Source organism: Microbacterium sp. JAI119, assembly GCF_013410135.1.
In the GTDB taxonomy this organism is placed as follows: domain Bacteria; phylum Actinomycetota; class Actinomycetes; order Actinomycetales; family Microbacteriaceae; genus Microbacterium; species Microbacterium oxydans.
On record NZ_JACCCK010000001.1, the window covers coordinates 2,148,736 to 2,167,230 of the forward strand.

At 67.7% G+C, this 18,495-nt stretch carries 14 protein-coding genes; 7 read left to right on the forward strand and 7 right to left on the reverse strand.

What is annotated here, in order from left to right; all coding sequences use genetic code 11:
* The 4 genes from HDC31_RS10395 to HDC31_RS10410 all read left to right on the forward strand — a co-directional run bounded on the left by HDC31_RS10395 (window position 1) and on the right by HDC31_RS10410 (window position 5,583).
* Entirely contained in the window at window positions 1–930 is a 930-nt protein-coding gene (locus HDC31_RS10395) for an ABC transporter permease (protein WP_058631389.1), read from the forward strand.
* A complete protein-coding gene (locus HDC31_RS10400) occupies window positions 927–2,855 on the forward strand; it encodes an ABC transporter ATP-binding protein (RefSeq protein WP_179516052.1) in 1,929 nt (642 codons plus the stop codon). The genes HDC31_RS10395 and HDC31_RS10400 overlap by 4 nt, the downstream gene beginning before the upstream one ends.
* A gap of 115 nt (window positions 2,856–2,970) precedes the next feature.
* Window positions 2,971–4,680, forward strand: coding sequence for an ABC transporter family substrate-binding protein (locus tag HDC31_RS10405; protein WP_058631391.1), 1,710 nt, complete (start codon window positions 2,971–2,973; stop codon window positions 4,678–4,680).
* A gap of 75 nt (window positions 4,681–4,755) precedes the next feature.
* The gene (locus HDC31_RS10410) at window positions 4,756–5,583 is read left to right on the forward strand and encodes an alpha/beta fold hydrolase (protein ID WP_113681139.1); all 828 of its coding nucleotides are present in this window, start codon (window positions 4,756–4,758) and stop codon (window positions 5,581–5,583) included.
* Here the strand turns inward: HDC31_RS10410 and HDC31_RS10415 are convergent.
* On the reverse strand, window positions 5,527–6,765 hold the full coding sequence (locus tag HDC31_RS10415; protein ID WP_179516053.1) for an MFS transporter: 1,239 nt from the start codon (window positions 6,763–6,765) through the stop codon (window positions 5,527–5,529). The genes HDC31_RS10410 and HDC31_RS10415 overlap by 57 nt on opposite strands.
* Window positions 6,762–8,123, reverse strand: coding sequence for a glycoside hydrolase family 1 protein (locus tag HDC31_RS10420; RefSeq protein ID WP_113681140.1), 1,362 nt, complete (start codon window positions 8,121–8,123; stop codon window positions 6,762–6,764). Before HDC31_RS10420 ends, HDC31_RS10415 begins: the two co-directional genes overlap by 4 nt.
* Window positions 8,124–8,345: 222 nt before the next feature.
* On the opposite strand from HDC31_RS10420, the gene rpsT reads away from it, so the two are divergent.
* Window positions 8,346–8,606 carry a 30S ribosomal protein S20 gene (gene rpsT, locus HDC31_RS10425; protein ID WP_017830351.1) on the forward strand — a complete coding sequence of 87 codons (261 nt, stop codon included), beginning with the start codon at window positions 8,346–8,348 and terminating at the stop codon, window positions 8,604–8,606.
* A gap of 80 nt (window positions 8,607–8,686) precedes the next feature.
* On the opposite strand, the gene holA is transcribed toward rpsT, so the two are convergent.
* The 5 genes from holA to HDC31_RS10450 all read right to left on the reverse strand — a co-directional run bounded on the left by holA (window position 8,687) and on the right by HDC31_RS10450 (window position 16,752).
* Window positions 8,687–9,724 carry a DNA polymerase III subunit delta gene (gene holA / locus HDC31_RS10430; protein ID WP_046749211.1) on the reverse strand — a complete coding sequence of 346 codons (1,038 nt, stop codon included), beginning with the start codon at window positions 9,722–9,724 and terminating at the stop codon, window positions 8,687–8,689.
* 39 nt (window positions 9,725–9,763) lie between these two features.
* Window positions 9,764–12,061 carry a ComEC/Rec2 family competence protein gene (locus HDC31_RS10435; protein ID WP_308472272.1) on the reverse strand — a complete coding sequence of 766 codons (2,298 nt, stop codon included), beginning with the start codon at window positions 12,059–12,061 and terminating at the stop codon, window positions 9,764–9,766.
* A 26-nt stretch (window positions 12,062–12,087) separates the two neighbouring features.
* Entirely contained in the window at window positions 12,088–12,720 is a 633-nt protein-coding gene (locus tag HDC31_RS10440; RefSeq protein WP_058631395.1) for a ComEA family DNA-binding protein, read from the reverse strand.
* 95 nt (window positions 12,721–12,815) lie between these two features.
* A complete protein-coding gene (gene leuS / locus HDC31_RS10445) occupies window positions 12,816–15,392 on the reverse strand; it encodes a leucine--tRNA ligase (RefSeq protein WP_058631417.1) in 2,577 nt (858 codons plus the stop codon).
* A 34-nt stretch (window positions 15,393–15,426) separates the two neighbouring features.
* On the reverse strand, window positions 15,427–16,752 hold the full coding sequence (locus tag HDC31_RS10450) for an anthranilate synthase component I family protein (RefSeq protein WP_258546488.1): 1,326 nt from the start codon (window positions 16,750–16,752) through the stop codon (window positions 15,427–15,429).
* A gap of 41 nt (window positions 16,753–16,793) precedes the next feature.
* Here HDC31_RS10450 and HDC31_RS10455 point away from each other — a divergent pair, with 41 nt between their 5' ends.
* Both HDC31_RS10455 and HDC31_RS10460 read left to right on the forward strand, forming a co-directional pair.
* Complete coding sequence (locus HDC31_RS10455; RefSeq protein WP_046749215.1) at window positions 16,794–17,465, forward strand: DedA family protein; 672 nt, start codon at window positions 16,794–16,796, stop codon at window positions 17,463–17,465.
* Between the two features lie 4 nt (window positions 17,466–17,469).
* A complete protein-coding gene (locus HDC31_RS10460) occupies window positions 17,470–18,495 on the forward strand; it encodes an App1 family protein (RefSeq protein ID WP_061015441.1) in 1,026 nt (341 codons plus the stop codon).

Genomic DNA, 18,495 nt, shown 5'->3' on the forward strand with positions numbered 1-18,495 from the left:
ATGACCGCCGAAATGATCGATCCTCTCGTCGAGCCGCCAGCGGCCCCGCCGACCGCGGACCGCGCCACGGGGAAGTCGCTGTCCAAGTGGACGCTCTACACGCGACGTTTCATGCGCAACAAGGCCGCTGTGGGCGGTGTGGTCGTGCTCATCGTGCTGGTCCTCTTCTCGACACTGGGGCCTCTCCTGTCTCCGTACGCCGTCGACAGCATGGACTTCCTGGCGCTGAGCCAGCCGCCGTCCGCTGCGCACTGGTTCGGCACCAACGGCGCCGGCAACGACACATACACGCAGACGGCCGTGGGACTGCAGCGATCGCTCATGATCGCCATCACCGTGTCCGTCGGCACGACGGTGCTCTCCGCACTCGTGGGAACGGCGGCCGCCTACTTCGGTGGCTGGTTCGAGCGGTTCGCTCTGCTGTTCATCCACTTCATGATGGTGGTCCCCACCTTCCTGCTGCTGTCGATCATCTCGAACGACTCCGGTGGCGTGTGGTGGGTCATCGCGCTCGTGATGATCTTCGTCGGTTGGTTCTTCCCCGCCCGCATCATCTGGACCATGACGCTCTCGCTGCGTGAGCGCGAGTACGTGCAGGCGGCGCGCTACATGGGCGTGCGTGGCCTGCGCATCGTGACGCGTCACCTGATCCCGAACATCGGCTCGCTGCTGGTGATCAACTTCACCCTGGGCATCGTCGCCGCAGTGACGACCGAGACGGGCCTTTCGTTCATCGGGTTCGGCGTCAAGATCCCCGACGTCTCGCTCGGCTCCCTGATCGGCGAGGGAAGCACGACGATCACCAGCTCACCCTGGCTGTTCTACTTCCCCGCTCTGATCCTCACGTTGCTCACCGTCTCGATGGCGCTCATCGCCGACGGACTGCGCGACGCTCTCGATCCCACTTCGGCTGCAGGAGGCCGCGCATGAGCCCTGTACTCTCCGTCCGCGACCTCACGGTCAGCTTCGCCTCCGAGGCCGGCAGGGTCGACGCTGTCCGCGGCGTCTCGTTCGACCTCGAAGCCGGAAAGACCCTCGGGATCGTCGGCGAGTCGGGTTCTGGCAAGTCCGTCACCTCCCTCGCCGTGATGGGACTGCTCGACGAGAACGCCAAGGTCTCAGGGTCCATCGTGTTCGACGGTCAGGAACTCCTGGGAAAGACGGACTCGCAGCTCTCGGCCATCCGCGGCAACGGCATCGCCATGGTCTTCCAAGACCCGCTCACCTCGCTCACCCCCGTGTACACGATCGGCGCGCAGCTCATCGAAGCGCTGACGGTGCATCGCAGCCTCAGCATCAAGGAGGCGACAGCGCGTTCGATCGAGCTCCTGAAGCTCGTCGGCATCACCGAGCCCGAGAAGCGGATGAAGTCCTTCCCGCACGAGTTCTCCGGGGGCATGCGTCAGCGTGTCGTCATCGCCATCGCGATGGCCAACAACCCGAAGCTGATCATCGCCGACGAACCCACCACGGCTCTCGACGTCACGATCCAGGCGCAGATCCTCGACCTGATCGAGAAGGCCCAGGCCGAGACCGGCGCCGCCGTCATGATGATCACCCACGACATGGGCGTCGTCGCCCGCACCGCAGACGACGTGATGGTCATGTACGCAGGCAAGCCCGTCGAACAGGCACCGGTGCGCGAGCTCTTCCATCAGACGCGCATGCCCTATTCGATCGGCCTCCTCGGCGCGATCCCCCGCGTGGACAAGGCCGAGAAGGAGCCGCTCACTCCGATCAAGGGCAACCCGCCGCTGCTGATCAACCTCCCGGATGCGTGCCCGTTCGCCGACCGCTGCCCCATCGTGATGGACGCCTGCCGCACGCGTGAGCCCGAACTGCTGCCCGTGCTCACCGGCGGCGGTGAGGAGCACCGCGCCGCGTGCATCCGCGCGAACGAGATCGCCGATGGCGGCCTCCTCGGCGGCCTGCCGGTGTATCCGGTGCGCGAAGCGCCGGAGAGCGCGCTGACCCGCCTGCCCCGCGAGGAGCGGCCCATCACGCTCGAGGTGAAGAACCTCACCAAGACCTTCCCCCTGCTCAAGGGCGCGTTCCTGAAGCGCAAGGTCGGCGAGGTGCACGCGATCAAGGGCATCAGCTTCGACGTGCGCGAAGGTGAGACCCTGGCCATCGTCGGCGAGTCCGGTTCCGGCAAGACGACGACACTGCTGCAGATCATGGACATGGTGAAGCAGACCGATGGCGACATCATCATCGCCGGAACGAGCGTCAACGACATCCACAGTCACAAGGTGGAGCGCGCGCTGCGTCGCGACATCCAGATCGTGTTCCAGGACCCGATGGGAGCGCTCGATCCCCGCATGACGGTTGCGGACATCATCTCGGAGCCGCTGTCAGCGATCGGCACGTCGAAGGTCGAGGCTCATCGACGGGTCAAGGAACTGATGGATCTCGTCGGCCTTAACCCCGCACACAGCGACAGGTTCCCGCAGGCCTTCTCCGGCGGCCAGCGCCAGCGCATCGGCATCGCCAGGGCTCTGTCCACCAACCCGAAGATCCTCGTGCTCGACGAGCCGGTCTCCGCGCTCGACGTGTCCATCCAGGCCGGCGTGATCAACCTCCTTGACGACCTCAAGGTCGAACTCGGCATCTCGTATCTGTTCGTCGCGCACGATCTGTCCGTGGTCCGGCACATCGCCGACCGCGTCGCAGTCATGTACCTCGGCGACTTCGTCGAGCACGGCGACGTCGACGACGTCTTCGACAACCCCCAGCACCCGTATACGAAGGCGCTGCTGTCGGCGATCCCGGTTCCGGACCCCGATATCGAGCGCACGCGCGAGCGGATCGTGTTCGACCCGGCGACGGCGACGTCCCGCGCCGTCCCGTCCTGATCGGCCACGGTCACCGTCCGGTAACGGTTAGTCCGGATTCACTTGCCGCAGGCGCATTCGTGCACCCGGCGAACTATTCTCCCCTTATGACACGCCGCAAGGCGAAAGGAGCACCATGAAGCAGTACAAGCTGATGGGAGCGCTGGCACTCACCGGCGCTTTCGCACTCGCACTCAGCGGGTGCGCTGCCGGCAACACCGGCAGTGGCGACAAGAACGACGAGGGCGACGCCGCCGGGGTCGAGATGTCCAACTACAACCCGCAGCCGCGCGAGAACCTCAAGGAGGGCGGCGAGGTCAACTTCGCGCTCACCGAGATCCCCGCCCAGTTGAACGCCTTCAACAGCGATGCGAGCGCCAACACCACGCGCGTGGCCGCCTGGTACATGCCGCAGATCATCCTCATGAAGCCGGATGGCACGCAGTACAAGAACGACAACTACCTCTCCGAGTGGAAGAACGAGGTCAAGGACGGCAAGACCGTGCTGACCTTCACGTTCACCGACGAGGCGCACTGGAACGACGGCACCGACATGGACTGGACTGCCATCGACGCCACGTGGAAGGCCAACCGCTCGTACGACGAGGGCTTCAACCCCAACGCGACCGACGGCTACAAGGAGATCGAGTCCGTCGAGCAGGGCGACACCGCGAAGACTGCGATCGTCACGTTCAAGGGCGAGTTCGCCTGGCCGCAGATGCCGTTCAACGGCGGCGTCATCCACCCGGCCCTCGCCGACCCGACCGCGTTCAACGAGGCGATGAACGAGAACCCGCACCCTGAGTGGGGCGCAGGTCCGTACACGGTCGACGAGTACGACGCCACCAAGGGCTACATCTCGTTCAAGCCGAACCCCGAGTGGTGGGGCGACGCTCCGCTGCTCGACAAGGTCACGATGACGGGCATGGACTACCCCGCCGGCGTCAACGCCTTCAAGAACGGCGAGGTCGACATGACCGAGACCGGATCGCAGGAGCTCATCGATCAGGTGAAGGACGTCGATGGAGCCGTGATCTACCGCGCTCAGCAGACGGCCAACACCATCCTCCAGGTCGACTCGACCAAGCCGCAGTTCGAGGACGTCAAGGTCCGCGAGGCGTTCTTCAAGGCCATCAACATCGACCAGCAGAAGCAGATCGCCTGGAACGGCCTGGGCTACAAGGAGGACCCGGCCGGTTCGCTGACGCTGTTCTCGTTCCAGCCCGGCTACTCCGACTCCATGAAGGAGGCCGGTTGGAAGTTCGACGTCGAGGGCGCCAAGAAGCTCCTTGACGAGGCAGGCTGGGAGGAGGGCTCCGACGGCATCCGCGAAAAGGACGGCGTGAAGCTCTCCGTCGTCTACCCGATCTGGAGCGACTCCGCGACGCAGAAGGCTCTCGCGCAGTCGCTGCAGGCTCAGGAGAAGGCGGTCGGCATCGACGTCAAGGTCGAGGTTCGTCCTTCGAGCCAGTTCTCCGACGACTACACGTCGAAGAACTGGGACGTCTCGGGTCTCCGCTTCACGTCCTCCGACGCCTTCGGTGCTGCCTGGTTCTGCCAGCTGTACTGCTCGGACTCGGGTCTCAACCTGTCGGGTGTCGGTGACGCTGAGCTGGACGCCGAGATCAAGGACAAGGTCGAGTCGCAGAGCGACCCCGAGGCGCAGACCGCTGCCGCGATGAAGCTCGAGCCCGAGATCTACAAGCGCTGGGGCCTCATCCCGCTGTACAACGGACCGCAGATCTACACGGTCCGCGAGGGTCTCGCCAACCTGACGCCTGAGCCCTACCTGGGTCTGGATCTGTTCGGCATCAGCCCGGTCGAGAACGTCGGCTGGGAGAAGTAACACCCTCTGACACGAATCGTGTCGAAGCGGGGCCGGTGGTTCATCCACCGGCCCCGCTTTCCTTATGCTGAACCCGTGAGCGCACAGATCGTCTTCGTGCACGGCATCCGCACCTCGGCCACGATGTGGCGATCGCAGGCCGTCTATCTCGAGGAGCGGGGACACGCCTTCACCGCCGTCGACCTTCCCGGCCACGGATCACGGATGCAAGAGGATTTCGCGCTGCACGAGGCGCTGCACACGATCGACGTCGCAGTGCGCGCGGCCGCTGACAAAGGACCCGTCGTCCTCGTCGGCCATTCCATGGGCGGACTGCTCTCGCTCGCCTACGCCGGCGGTGCCGAGGCTCCGCCGATCGCTGCCCTGGTCGCCGCCGCCTGCACGTCCCTGCCCCGCGGCACCGGTCTCGCCGCCTACCGCCTGTTCGCCCGCGCCGTCGACTCCCTCCCCGATCGCGGGATGTGGCTGACACGCCAGATGCTCGCCGCCACCATCCCTCTCGAGAACCGTTCGGACTTCGCCGCCGGCGGCTACGCGCTCGACACGCAGGACGCCGCACTGCGCAGCCTCGCCGCACTCGACATCGCCGCAGCCGTTCCCCGCATCACTGTTCCGCTGTGGTTCGTGAACGGGCAGTACGACCAGTTGCGGCTGAACGAGCCTCTGTTCCGGCAGCTCGCACCACATGCGGAGCTGATCGTCGTGCCGCGCACCACCCACCTGGTCACCGCGATGCGTCCGGAGATCTTCAACGCCGTGCTGCAGCTCGCCATCGCGACCGTCGAGCAGGCGGATGCAGCGCAGGCGGATGCAGAAGACGTGGACGTAGAGGAGCTCGCGGCGCGCTCACGCCGCCGTGGACGGCTGCCGAGCGAACGCCGTGAGGAGTCCGCCGACCAGTGACAGCACGGCGGCTGCGACGAACACGAGCCAGAACCCGCCCACGAGTGCGACCAGGCCGGCTCCCAGCACCGGACCGATGAGTTGTCCGAGGGCGGCCGTCACGTTGACGATTCCCAGATCCCTCGCGTGGTCCTGCGCATCCGGGAGGAGATCGGCGGCGAAAGCGAGGCCGACCGTCGAGAACGCCCCGTATCCGAGCCCCATGAGGGCCGCGGCCACCATGGTCATCTCGAACGTCGGGACGAGCGCGATCGCCACCCCGGACGCCGCTTGCACGACCGTCGCGGCGACCGTGAGCGTTCTCCTGTTCCCGGTGCGGTCGGACACGATGCCGGTGACCACGGAGGCGAGGACGACGAAGACCGTGTACACGACGATGAGCAGCAGCAAGTTGTCCTGGGCTGTCGCGCTGGGCTGCCCGAGGCCGTGCAACAGGAAGAACAGGAACAGCGCGGTGCCGAGGGCATTCCCCACGTTCGTCACCAGTCGACCGGAGAGCATCCACGCGAAGTCGCGGTCGCGGAGCGAGGCGAGCCGGCGCCCTCCGCTGCGCTTAGGCCGCAGCGCCTCCGTACTCGGCGGATCCGGCAGCAGGAGTGCGGTCGCCGTGCCGACGACCGCGATGATCCCGGCGAGCAGCCAGTACCCTTCGCGGGTTCCGAGGCCGAGGAGTACCATGAGCCCCACTCCGACGACGATGCCGACGGCCTGGCTGGAACCGACCGCGGCAGATGCGGCACCTCGCTGCGTCGTCGGCAGCTGATCGGCGATGAGCGCGGTGAAGGCCGCCGATGACACAGCGACGCCGATCGACACGCCCACCCAACCTGCGCCCACGGTCCACGGGCCGTCGGCGTAGCCCGTGAGCACGAGGCACACCGCCGTCAGCAGAACCCCGCCGACCGCCCAGGGGCGACGGCGGTGTCTGCCTGCAGCCGCACGGTCCGAGAGCGCACCGGCGGCGGGACCCGCGAGGATGCCTGCGAGCCCGCCGATGCCCAGAACCAAGCCCGAGGAGACGACCCCGCGAATCCAGTCGTCTTCCGGAGTGTCGAGCTGCAGCGGGAGGAGGAGCTGCACCGGAGTGAGCTGCACGGTCCAGATCGCCAGCCAGGCGAGCGTGAACAGCGACATCCATCGCGCGCCGGCTCGTATGGTGCGGGGGTGCTCGGAGGTGTTCATCGCTTCTCCCCCGCTGCACGCGAACTCCGGATGACCTCTCGGTACCAGTCGTACGAGGCTTTGGGCGTTCGCTCGCCCGTCTCGAAGTCGACGTGGACGAGGCCGAATCGCTGGGTGTAGCCGTCGGCCCATTCCCAGTTGTCCAGCAATGACCACACCGTGTACTCCTCCACCGGCACTCCGGCCGAGATCGCGTCGCCGACGGCCTGCAGATGCCCGGCGAGGTACGAGATGCGGTCGGTGTCCTCCACGCGGGTCGCGCGCTCGGGTTCGGGGAAGGAGGCGCCGTTCTCCCCGATGATCACGGGCGGCATGTCGGGATGGCGACCATGCAGGTCGATCAGCAGGTCGCGCAGCGCGCCGGGCATGATCGGCCATTCGGGACCGAATCCGGTGACCGGAACGCCGGGCGTCGGCACGATGTCGAAGGGGATCGGGCTTCCCTCTTCGGCGTTCGTGACCGTCGTCGGATTGTAGAAGTTGACGCCGTAGAAATCGATCGAGTGGCCGATGGCTTCGAGGTCGCCTTCCTGCGCGGGCATCGGGGGCAGGCCGAGTGCTTCCAGGTCGGGGTAGGTGCCGGCGAGGAGCGGCTCGCTGAAGACCCTGTTGTGGATCAGGTCGTAGATCGCCGCGGCCTCATGGTCTTCGGCGGTGTCACCCAGCGGCAGGACCCAGGTGTGGTTGTTGACCAGACCCACCGCGACAGCACCGCGAGCTCGGAGCACCGCCGCTGCGCGGGCGTGCGCCAGCAGTTGATGATGGGCGGTAGGCAGGGCACCGAACAGGAGTTGCTTGCCTGGCGCCAATGCGCCGACCGCATACCCCTGGAGGGTCGTCATCGCGGGTTCGTTGAGGGTGTACCAGTTCTGCACCCGATCGCCGAGGCGATCAGCCACAAGCGCCGCATAGTCGGCGAAGCGCTCGGCGGTGTCGCGCTCGAGCCACCCGCCGTCGGCTTCGACGCTGCTCGGCATCTCCCAGTGGTACAGGGTGGGGAACGGCTGGATCCCGGCGTCGAGAAGCATATCCACGACGCGCGAGTAGTGGTCGAGCGCTGTGCTGTCTCCCGGACCCAGGCCGTCGGGCTGGACGCGAGCCCACGGGATCGAGAACCGGTATCGGTCGAGTCCGAGACCGGACGCGAGAGCGACGTCGCGTTCGGGGCGCCGGTAGCTGTCGCACGCGGGGTCGGCCATGGATCCGTCGAGGACGGCACCCGGCCTCTCGAGGAAGTCGTCCCAGATTGATCGCCCGGATGCACCGGTGGGCCGGGAGCCCTCGATCTGGAAGGCGGACGTCGCTGCGGACCAGCGGAGCCCGGAGGGCATGGGCGAACGGGAGGGCTCGAGGGTCATGTGGCTCCTAGACATCAGTGTCGGGATAATGATGATTCTGCACCCGGTACCGTCGAATCCGCGACTGAGTCTCGCGTTCTCGCCGCCGTTTCGCGTCAACGGCCCGTCTGCTGGTAGACTCGACTCTTGGCTTGCGTGTGGGTTCTTCCCTCACGACCGCTGTGCAGCAGCCCTCTTCTGCTGCCGGCATTCCGAACACTCCTGTACAGAAAGCGTCCACACGTGGCAAACATCAAGTCGCAGATCAAGCGCAACAAGACCAACGAGAAGGCTCGCGAGCGCAACAAGGCCGTGAAGAGCGAGCTCAAGACGGTCATCCGTACCACTCGTACGGCCGTCTCCGCCGGCGACAAGGCAGCCGCAGAGGCCGCCCTGAAGAAGGCCGCCGTCAAGCTCGACAAGGCCGTCAGCAAGGGTGTCCTGCACAAGAACCAGGCGTCGAACCGCAAGTCGGCTCTCGCCAAGCAGGTCGCTTCCCTCTGAACCGACGCTTCTGAGAAAGGCCCGTCCCGATATCGGGGCGGGCCTTCTTCGTGTTCGGGGTGAGCGCACCCGGCGATGGACTATTCGCCGAAAGGCTGTCGTGTGGCGATGACCGTCACCATGCGCTCCAAGGCGAAGATCGGATCGCGCGCGGCACCCTTCACCTCGCCGTCGGCTCTGGCCGTGGCCTGGATCGCCATCCCGAGCGAGCGCTCGTTCCAGCCCGCCAGATCGCGACGGGCACGGTCGACCTGCCAATCCTTCATCCCCAGGCGCTGCGCGAGTTGACGGCTCGGCTCGCGGTTGCCGGCCACGCGGGCCATGGTGCGCAGCTTCATCGCGAAGGCTGCGACCATCGGGACCGGGTCGGCCCCCGAGGAAAGTGCGTGGCGGAGGGCCATGAGCGCCTCGCCGTAGCGGCCGGCGATCGCGGTGTCGGCCACGACGAACGCCGAGACCTCGACTCGTCCGCCGTAGTACTTGGTGACGACCTCCTCGGTGATGTCGCCGTCGACATCGCCGATGAGCTGCTGGCAGGCTGCGGCCAGCTCTGTGAGGTCGTCGGCGAACGCCGAAACCAGGGCGCGCAAGGCCGGAGGAGCGATGCGCTTCTTCGCCGCGCGGAACTCACCGGCTGCGAAATCGACCCGATCGCCGTCGCGCTTGATCGCCGGGCAGGCGATCTCGATGCCGCCACCGGAACCACCGCGAAGAGCGTCGAGGAGCTTCTTGCCCCGCACGCTGGCTCCGGTGTGCCGGAGAATGACCGTCGCCCCCTCCTGCGGGTGGTCGAGGTACGACACCGCCTCCTGGATGAACGCATCCGAGCACTTCTCCACGCCGGAGACGCGCACCAGACGCGGTTCTCCGAACAGGGACGGCGACGTGAGCGACAGGAGCGTCCCTGGTGCGTAGTCGTCGGCGCGTACGTCACTGACTTCGAGCGCAGGGTCTTCGGCGCGGAGGTAGTCGCGCACACCGGCGATGGCCCGCTCGGCGCAGACCTCTTCCGGACCGGAGACCAGCACGACCGGGGCCGGGCGCGGCTCGCGCCAGGAGACCTGGGGGATCTTGGTGGGCTTCGCGCCGCCGCGGGAAGGGGTACGCGAAGCTGCCATGGAACCAGCCTACCGGCGGTCGCCAACATGGCTCCGCCGTCACGGTGGCGTCTTCTCGGTCCAGATCTGCAACTCCCCGTCATCGAGTGCGAGCAGGATGCGCCCGTGCACGTCGGTACGGAGCACGCGTGCACCGGCGTCGGTCAGAGCATCGATCGTCTCGGCGCGGGGGTGCCCGTAGTCGTTGTCCGCTCCGACGCTGAACAACGCCACGCGCGGCCGGATCCGCCCATACAGCTCCGGATCCTGATCCGCGCTGCCGTGGTGAGCCACCTTCACGACCGCGTACGGAGCGAGTCCTCCTGTCCTCTGCAGCACGCGCTGTGGTGCGGCGGAGAGATCGCCGAGGTAGAGGGAGCGCGGCACACCTCCCCCGGCGACTTCCAGCACGACGCTCGCGTCGTTGCCGGAGGGGAACGCCGGTGACCGGCGTGGCGGCCAGAGCACGCGCCAGGCGGCATCGCCGAGCATGCCGCGCCGTCCCGCCGATGCCTGCTCGACCTCGGCTCCCTCATCGGCGAGGTCGTCGATGAGGCGTCGATCGGGCGGATCAGCCATCGGACCGTGAAGGACCGTCGACACCCGCGCCTGCACAGCTGCGGTCCCGCCGACGTGATCGAGGTCGAAGTGCGTGAGCACCAGAAGATCGATGTGCTCGATGCCGAGCGACCGCAGACAGGTGGACAGCAGATCCGGATCGGGCCCCGTGTCGATCAGCGCCACCCGGCCTGCCGAGCGCACGAGCACCGCGTCGCCCTGCCCGACGTCGCACACCGCGATCGCCCAGCCATCCGGAGCCGCCGCGGTCGCCAGCGGTCCATCGAGGAGTACACGTGATCCGGCGAGCGAGAGCACCACCACGAGCACCAGTGCCGCAACCCGCCTCAACCAGCGAGAGATCCGCCCGGCTGGAGTCGCCTCCGTCGAGCTCGGGGCGCGTATGAGGACTGCGGCGATGGCCGCGCTCAGCAGAGCCACCAGGAACGCACTGCCGAGGCCCGCCGGCACGGTGACCTGCGCGCTCGGAAGCTCCGCCGTGGTGGTGGCGGTCGTCGCGATCCAGGCAGCGGGGAGCCACGCCGAGGCCGCAAGGAGATCGGCGAGCATGGGCAGCGGTGCGGCCAGGCACGCGAGGAGTCCGATCACCGTCGCGACCGGCGCCGCGGGCGCGGCTATCAGATTCGCAGCGACTCCGACCAGGGACTGCTGCTCAGCGAACAGCGCGATGATGGGGCCGCACGCGAGCTGCGCGGCGAGCGGGACCGCCAGAGCCAACGCGACGGGTCCTGGCACGGCTCGTCTCAACCCGTGGGCGAGAGACGGGGCGAGCAGGATCAACGCCCCCGAGGCGACGACCGACAGCGCGAATCCTGGCGTCGCCGCCAGCCACGGATCCGCGACGAGTATCCCCGTCGCGCACAGAGAGAGCACTCCCGCCCCGGCGCTCGGCCTCCCGCACAGGATGGTCAGCATCCCCGCCGCTGCCATCACCCCAGCCCGGACGACGCTCGGCTCCGGAGTCACCAGCACGACGAAACCCGCCAGGCCCGCAAGCGACAGCAGGGCGCGCAGCCAACGGCCGCCCCCGCAGAGGGCCGTGAGCCAGAAGATCGCGCCGACGACGATCGCGCAGTTCGCACCGCTGACCGCGGTGAGGTGGCTGAGCCCACTCGCGCGCATGTCGTCGTTCAAGGCCGTCGTCACCGCGCGGGTGTCGCCCACCGCAAGGCCGGGCAGGAGGCCTGCTCCGGGCTCCGGCAGGCGTAGCGCCCTCTCGACGAACGTGCTCTTGATCGCGGCTGCCGCGGCGAACACACCGGATGCGGGGTCGACGATCTCGGCCTCGCTCGCGAAGATCACGAGAGCCGAGCGCTCCCCGGCCTCCGTGATCGATGACTCGCCCACCACCCGTATCCGCGCACCGAGATCGAACCCGTCGGCGGGGTCCACTCCGACGCGGACCGGGACCGTGGAAGGGGCTGCCCGGCCAGGCGGCCCGAGTGTCGTAGCCGCCGCCTCGAACCACAGCCGCCCGTCCCGTCCGAGCGATGCCGAGGAGGTGACCTCGGCCGACGACTCGATGACGCGCCCGCCCCATGCGCGGGCCTCATCCCGCGCGGGAAGAGCGAACCCGACGGACACGGCCGCACCTGCCATCGCCGACAGCACGACGATCGTGACACCGGCCTCGGCGCGCTGAGTGTTCTTGGCTCGCAGCCCGGAGCGGCTGAACACCAGCACACCTGCCGCGGCTGCCGTACACGTGCCGGCACACACCCACGCGAGTTCAGGCAACAGCACGCACAGCAGCGCGGCACCCCATACGGCTGCCGCCACAGGGAGTAAGCGCAGATCGCGCGCTCTCACACCCTGACCCCGTCGCGCAGTCCCTCGAGGAGCTTCTCGCCGATGCCGGGCACGGCCAGAAGGTCGTCGATGGAGGCGAAGCGACCGTTCTCCTCTCTCCAGGCGACGATCCGCTCCGCCAGCGCGGGTCCGATACGCGGAAGCGTCTCGAGTGCTGTCTGATCCGCCGTGTTGAGATCTATCCGCGCGTCGCCCGGTGGCGCTGCCGCCCCGCCGGGTGCATCCGTCATCGCGCCTGTCGCCGGCACGACGATCTGCTCCCCGTCTTCGACCACCCGTGCGAGGTTTACGGCGCTCAGGTCCGCATCGGTGGTCGTTCCGCCGGCAGCGGCCACCGCATCGACGACTCGCGCGTCGAGATCGAGCACGTAGAGCCCCGGCCTCTCGACAGAGCCGAGCACGTGCACGTACAGCTCACCGGTCGACGAGGGCCCCGGGCTCGCACCTGCTCCGGCGCCGGTGTCCGTGCCGGTGTCCGTGAGTGACACGGTTTCGACAGGCGCAGACTGACCACGCAGAATGCCGACCCCGACGGCAGCCGACAGCACGACGAGTGCCAGCACCACCGCCGCTCCCACGCTCAGGCGCAGACGGCGCCGGTGCGGAAGAGGTGCCTGGGGAGAAGCCATCCGGCCACGCTAGGAGACAACGATCCCCCGGTGGTGCGCAGTAGACGCCCACAGTGGACAACCCGAGTGGATCCTCCTCAGTGGAGAAGAGACGATCAGCCCTTGACGACGAAGCTCACGATCTTCGGTGCGCGTACGACGACCTTGACGATCTCGCGGTCACCGATCGATCGGATCACACGCTCATCGGCCCGGGCCAGGGCCTCGAGCTCCGACTCGCCGATCCGAGCGGACACCTCGAGCTGCGCACGCACCTTGCCGCCCACCTGCACGACGGCGGTGATGGTGTCCTCGATCAGCAGTGCGGGATCGGCGGAGCGCCAGGTCACCAGCCCGACGGAAGGCTCATGGCCGAGGATCTCCCACATCTCCTCCGCGGTGTGCGGGGCGATGAGGTCGAGCATCACGGCGATCGTCTCCGCGGCCTCGCGCACGGCGGGGTCGCCGGCACCAGCGGCGCTGTCGATCGTCTTGCGCGTGACGTTCACCAGCTCCATCAGGCGCGCGACCAGCACGTTGAACTTCGTCTGCTCGACGAGCGCCGGCGCCTCGGAGAGGAGCTTGTGCGTCGCGCGGCGGAGAGCGGCGTCACCACCGTCGAAGACCACATCGACCGGGCTCGACACCTCCCCCGCGATGCGCATGGCACGCGCCAGGAACTTCTGGGCACCGGTCGTCGAGACGTCCGCCCAGTCCTTGTCGTCCTCCACAGGACCGGCGAAAGCGAGGCCGACACGCAGCGCGTCGGCACCGTGCGCGTCGAGCTCTTCCTGGAACAGCACCAGGTTGCCCTTGCTCTTGGACATCTTCTGTCCGTCGAGCAGGACCATGCCCTGGTTGATGAGATTCGAGAACGGCTCGGTGAAGTCGATCAGGCCCATGTCGAACAGGACCTTCGTGATGAAGCGCGCGTACAGCAGGTGCAGGATCGCGTGCTCCACGCCGCCGATGTACGAGTCGACCGGCGCCCAACGAGCCGCCTGAGCAGGGTCGAACGCGACGGTCTCGCTGTTCGGCGACAGGAAACGCAGGAAGTACCACGAGCTGTCGACGAACGTGTCCATCGTGTCGGGGTCGCGCAGCACGGGGTCGCCGGTCTCGGGATCGGTCGTGCGCACCCAGTTCTCCGCACCACCCAGCGGCGAGGTGCCCTTGGGCTTCAGGTCCAGCCCTTCGACACTCGGCAGCTTCACGGGGAGCTTGTCCTCGGGAACCGGGATGATCGTGCCGTCCTCGCCGTGCAGCATCGGGATCGGGGTACCCCAGAAACGCTGACGGGAGATGAGCCAATCACGCAGACGGTAGTTCTTCGCGGCACGACCGGTACCGGAAGCCTCCAGCTGCTCGATCGCACGCGCGATCGCATTGCGCTTGGAGAGCCCGTTCAGCGCACCGGAGTTGATCATCCGACCCTCACCCGTGAGCGCGATGCCGGTGGTGGCCGGACTCTGCTCCTCGAGCGCCGCACCGGTGTCGATCGGCACGCCCTCGTCATCGACCTCGATCACGGGCATCGCACCCGTGACAGGAGCCGTGGTGTCGACGACCACTTTGACCGGCAGGTCGAAGGCTCGGGCGAAATCGAGGTCGCGCTGGTCGTGCGCCGGCACGGCCATGACCGCGCCATGGCCGTAGTCGGCCAGCACGTAGTCCGCCGCCCACACCGGCAACTTCTCGCCGTTGACGGGGTTGATCGCGTAGCGCTCCAGGAAGACACCCGTCTTCGGACGGTCCGTGGACTGCCGATCGATGTCGGTCTCCTTCTGCACCTGCTCCAGATACGTCTGGAAACGCTCACGCACCTCGTCAGGCGCTCCGGCCGCGAGCTCCGCCGCCAGGTCGGAATCCGGAGCGACCACGAAGAACGTGGCCCCGTGCAGGGTGTCGGGTCGCGTCGAGAACACCGTGACCGGCTCCTCGCGCCCCTCGATGAGGAAGTCGACATCGGCTCCCACCGAGCGGCCGATCCAGTTGCGCTGCATCTGCAGCACCTTGTGCGGCCAGAAGCCCTCGAGCTGGTTCAGGTCGTCCAGCAGTCGATCCGCGTAATCCGTGATCCGGAAGTACCACTGCGTCAGCTTCTTCTTGACGACCTCGTAGCCGCAGCGCTCGCAGCGCCCGTCGACGACCTGCTCGTTCGCGAGCACCGTCTGATCGTTCGGGCACCAGTTGACGGGGCTCTTCTTGCGATACGCCAGGCCGCGCTCGTACAGCTTCAGGAACAGCCACTGGTTCCAGCGGTAGTACTCGGGGTCGGACGTGTGCAGTACGCGGCTCCAGTCGAACGAGACGCCGTACTGCTCGAATCCGACCTTCTGCTGCGCGATGTTCTGGTAGGTCCACTCACGCGGATCGGCACCCTGACGGATCGCCGCGTTCTCCGCCGGCAGACCGAAGGAGTCCCAGCCGATCGGGTTCAGCACGTTGTGTCCGCGGTGACGCCAGAACCGAGCCACGATGTCGGAGTAGAGGTAGTTCTCCGCGTGTCCCATGTGCAGGTCACCGGAGGGATACGGGAACATCGCGAGCACGTACCGACGCGGCCGGGTGTCGTCATCGCCACCCGTGAGGAACGTGCCGTTGTCCGCCCAGTACTTCTGCCACTTGTTCTGGATGGCGTGCGCCGACGGGGTCTCGTCGTCGGCAGGAGCGGTGGACAGGTTCTCAGACAACGAACGCACGACCAATCTGGTGGAAAAAGCGGGATCAGTTCAGGATATCGGAACGCCAGAGGGCAGGCATTCCGGCGCCGAGTGCGGCGAGCGGCGCCCGAGCCTTGGTCGCGACCTCGGCCACCTCGGATGTGGCGACGGACCCCCAGGTGATTCCTCCGCCGGCACCGACGACGGCCTGCTCCTCATCGATCAGGATGCTGCGGATCACCATCGCCAGGTCGAGGGCGCCGTCGACGCCGACGTATCCGAAGCACCCGGCGTACACGCCGCGTGGCCCGCCCTCCAGCTCGTGGAGGCTAGTCATCGCGGAGAGCTTCGGGGCTCCGGTCATGCTCCCCGCGGGGAAGGCCGCACCGAGCAGATCCCCGACTGTCGTCCCCTCGACCGCGACGCCGCTGACCGTGCTCACCAGCTGATGCACGGCGGGATAGCTCTCCACCACCCAGAGTCCCTCGACACGGATGCTCCCCGCCGCGCACACCTGTGAGAGGTCATTGCGCATCAGGTCGACGATCATCACGTTCTCGGCACGTTCCTTGGGATCTGTGGCCAGTTCTGCGGCGAGCGCGGCGTCTGCGACGGGCTCGGCGCCTCGGGGTCTGGTGCCCTTGATGGGTCTGGTGCGGATGATGCCGCCCGCTGCGTGGAGGAACTGCTCCGGGCTCGCACTCAAGAGGGTGCGTCCGCCGATCCGCACGAAGCCCCCGTGGTGCGCGGGGGTCGAGGTGCGGAGGCGGTCGTAGACCTCGACGGCATCATGCGTGCCGGACACAGTGAAGCGGGTGGTCAAGCACAGCTGGTAGGCGATGCCCTCGCGGATGAGCTCTCGGCAGCGTTCGATGAGTGCGATGTACTCGCGCGGGTCGTGCCGTGCTTCGGCGACGCGCGTCAGGGGCCCGGTCGCCGTGCGGAACCGATGCCGGTTCTGGCTCTCCCTCGTGTACGCGGTGACCGCCGCTTCCCAGCTCTCCAGTTCGCTCTCAGCGCTGAGCGCCCAGACCCGTCGGTGCGAATGGTCGAAGGCGATGAGTCGCTCGGCGCTCAGCCATGCCCCATCTGTCTCGTCGCCCGTAGGGGACACGGGTGCCCCCGCAGCCGCGGCGCCGCTCTCGTAGTCGAGCCAGCCCACCCAGCCCCCGGTGAACGGCGGCTGCCCCGGCGTCGGGGCTGCGACGTCGAGGCGGACGTCGCGCGGAAGCGTCGAACGCTCCCCTGTGCCGATGAAGCTCCATCCCGTCGTCGCATCCGCGCCGGCGTCGAGCCAGAAGACATCGGCGTTCCCCGTTTCGAGCATCGGGAACACCGACGACGGCTCCGTCCACTCGGGAAGGGGTCTGGCGCTCAGCAGTACAGGCACCTTGCCAGCCTAGGACCGGGCGGCTCCCGTATTCTCGTGGGGTGGACGACCTCCTGATCTGGCTCCTCGACACCGTGCAGTCGATCGACCCGGTCGCACGCACGCTCATCGCCGGGCTCGCCGTGATGCTGGAGACGAGCATCCTGATCGGTCTCATCGTCCCCGGTGACACGATCGTGATCATCGCCTCGATGGGTGTCGCCACTCCCCTGGAGGGCATCGCGATGGGCGTCGCCGTCGTGATCGGCGCCCTCATCGGCGAGAGCATCGGCTTCTGGCTGGGCCGCTGGCTCGGACCACGAATCCGCGTGTCCTGGTTGGGGCGCAAGATCGGCGAGCACAACTGGGTGCGCGCCGAGAACTACCTCGAGCGCCGAGGGGGCATCGCGATCTTCCTCTCCCGGTTCCTCCCCGTGCTGCACTCGCTCGTCCCCCTGACCGTCGGCATGAGCGAGTACCCGTACCGCAGGTTCCTGGCGTGGACGGCTCCCGCCTGCGCGCTCTGGGCAACCGCATACGTGAGCGTCACATCGCTCGCGGCCGGCAGCTTCCGCGAGCTCGTCGATCGCGTGCACTTCGCGGGCTACATCTTCGTCGGCGTCATCGCACTGTTCCTGCTCCTGGCGTTCCTCGGAAAGAAGCTGCTGCAGCGCCTCGAGGCCCGTCACCTGGAGGGGCCCGAAGCGGAGGCCGACGCCGACGTGAAAGACTGAGTCAATGGCATCGGCTCCCCCAGCCCCCCGGATCCACTGGTTCGCCCGACTCGAACACCGCCTCCACGTCTGGCGTGAAGGTCGTGCGCGCCGTCGTGGTCGTGTCGCGACGATCCTGCCCTTCCCCGGCTACGGCGGCCCCGGGTGGGTGCGCGTGGTCGGACGTGTGCTGATCGTGCCCCCGCAGCGCCGCACACGTCACGGCGAGCCGGCGAGTGTACGCGGGTGGCGCAGCTTCGTCGGCATCCCCGTGGGCTTCGCATCCGTCAGCGTGCATTTCGGTGACACCACCCATCAGGTGGCGGCCGACCGCGGTGGCGTGGTGGATGCCATGATCCGCGTCGACCTCGAACCCGGCTGGCAGACCTTCACCTTCTCCGTCGAGGGGCAAGCCCCCGTGGAGGCGAGAGCGTTCATCGTCGCCGAGGAGACCACGTTCGGTGTGGTCTCCGATGTCGACGACACCGTGATGGTGACGGCGCTGCCTCGTCCGTTCATCGCGTTCTGGAACTCCTTCGTACTCGACGAGCACGCCCGACTCCCCGTACCCGGGATGGCCGTGCTCCTCGACCAGTTGCTGCGACAGCACCCCGGCGCCCCCATGGTGTATCTCTCCACCGGCGCCTGGAACGTCGCCCCCACGCTGTGGCGCTTCCTCGGTCGCCATCTCTTCCCCGCCGGCTCCATGCTCCTGACCGACTGGGGACCGACGCATGAACGCTGGTTCCGCAGCGGCCGCGAACACAAGCTGACCAACCTGCGGAGACTGGCGACCGAGTTCCCGCACGTGAAGTGGCTCCTGATCGGCGACGACGGGCAGCACGACGAGGCCATCTACAGTCAGTTCATGGACGAGTACCCCGATTCCGTCGCCGGTGTCGCCATCCGTCGCCTGCTTCCTGCCGAGGCCGTGCTCGCCGGTGGGCGCGCCGGACACGAGCCGCACTCCGAGGACACCGCCCCCTGGGTTAGTGCCGAGGACGGCGCGGGCCTTCGCGACCTGCTGGGCGAAGCCGGCATCCTGCACTGA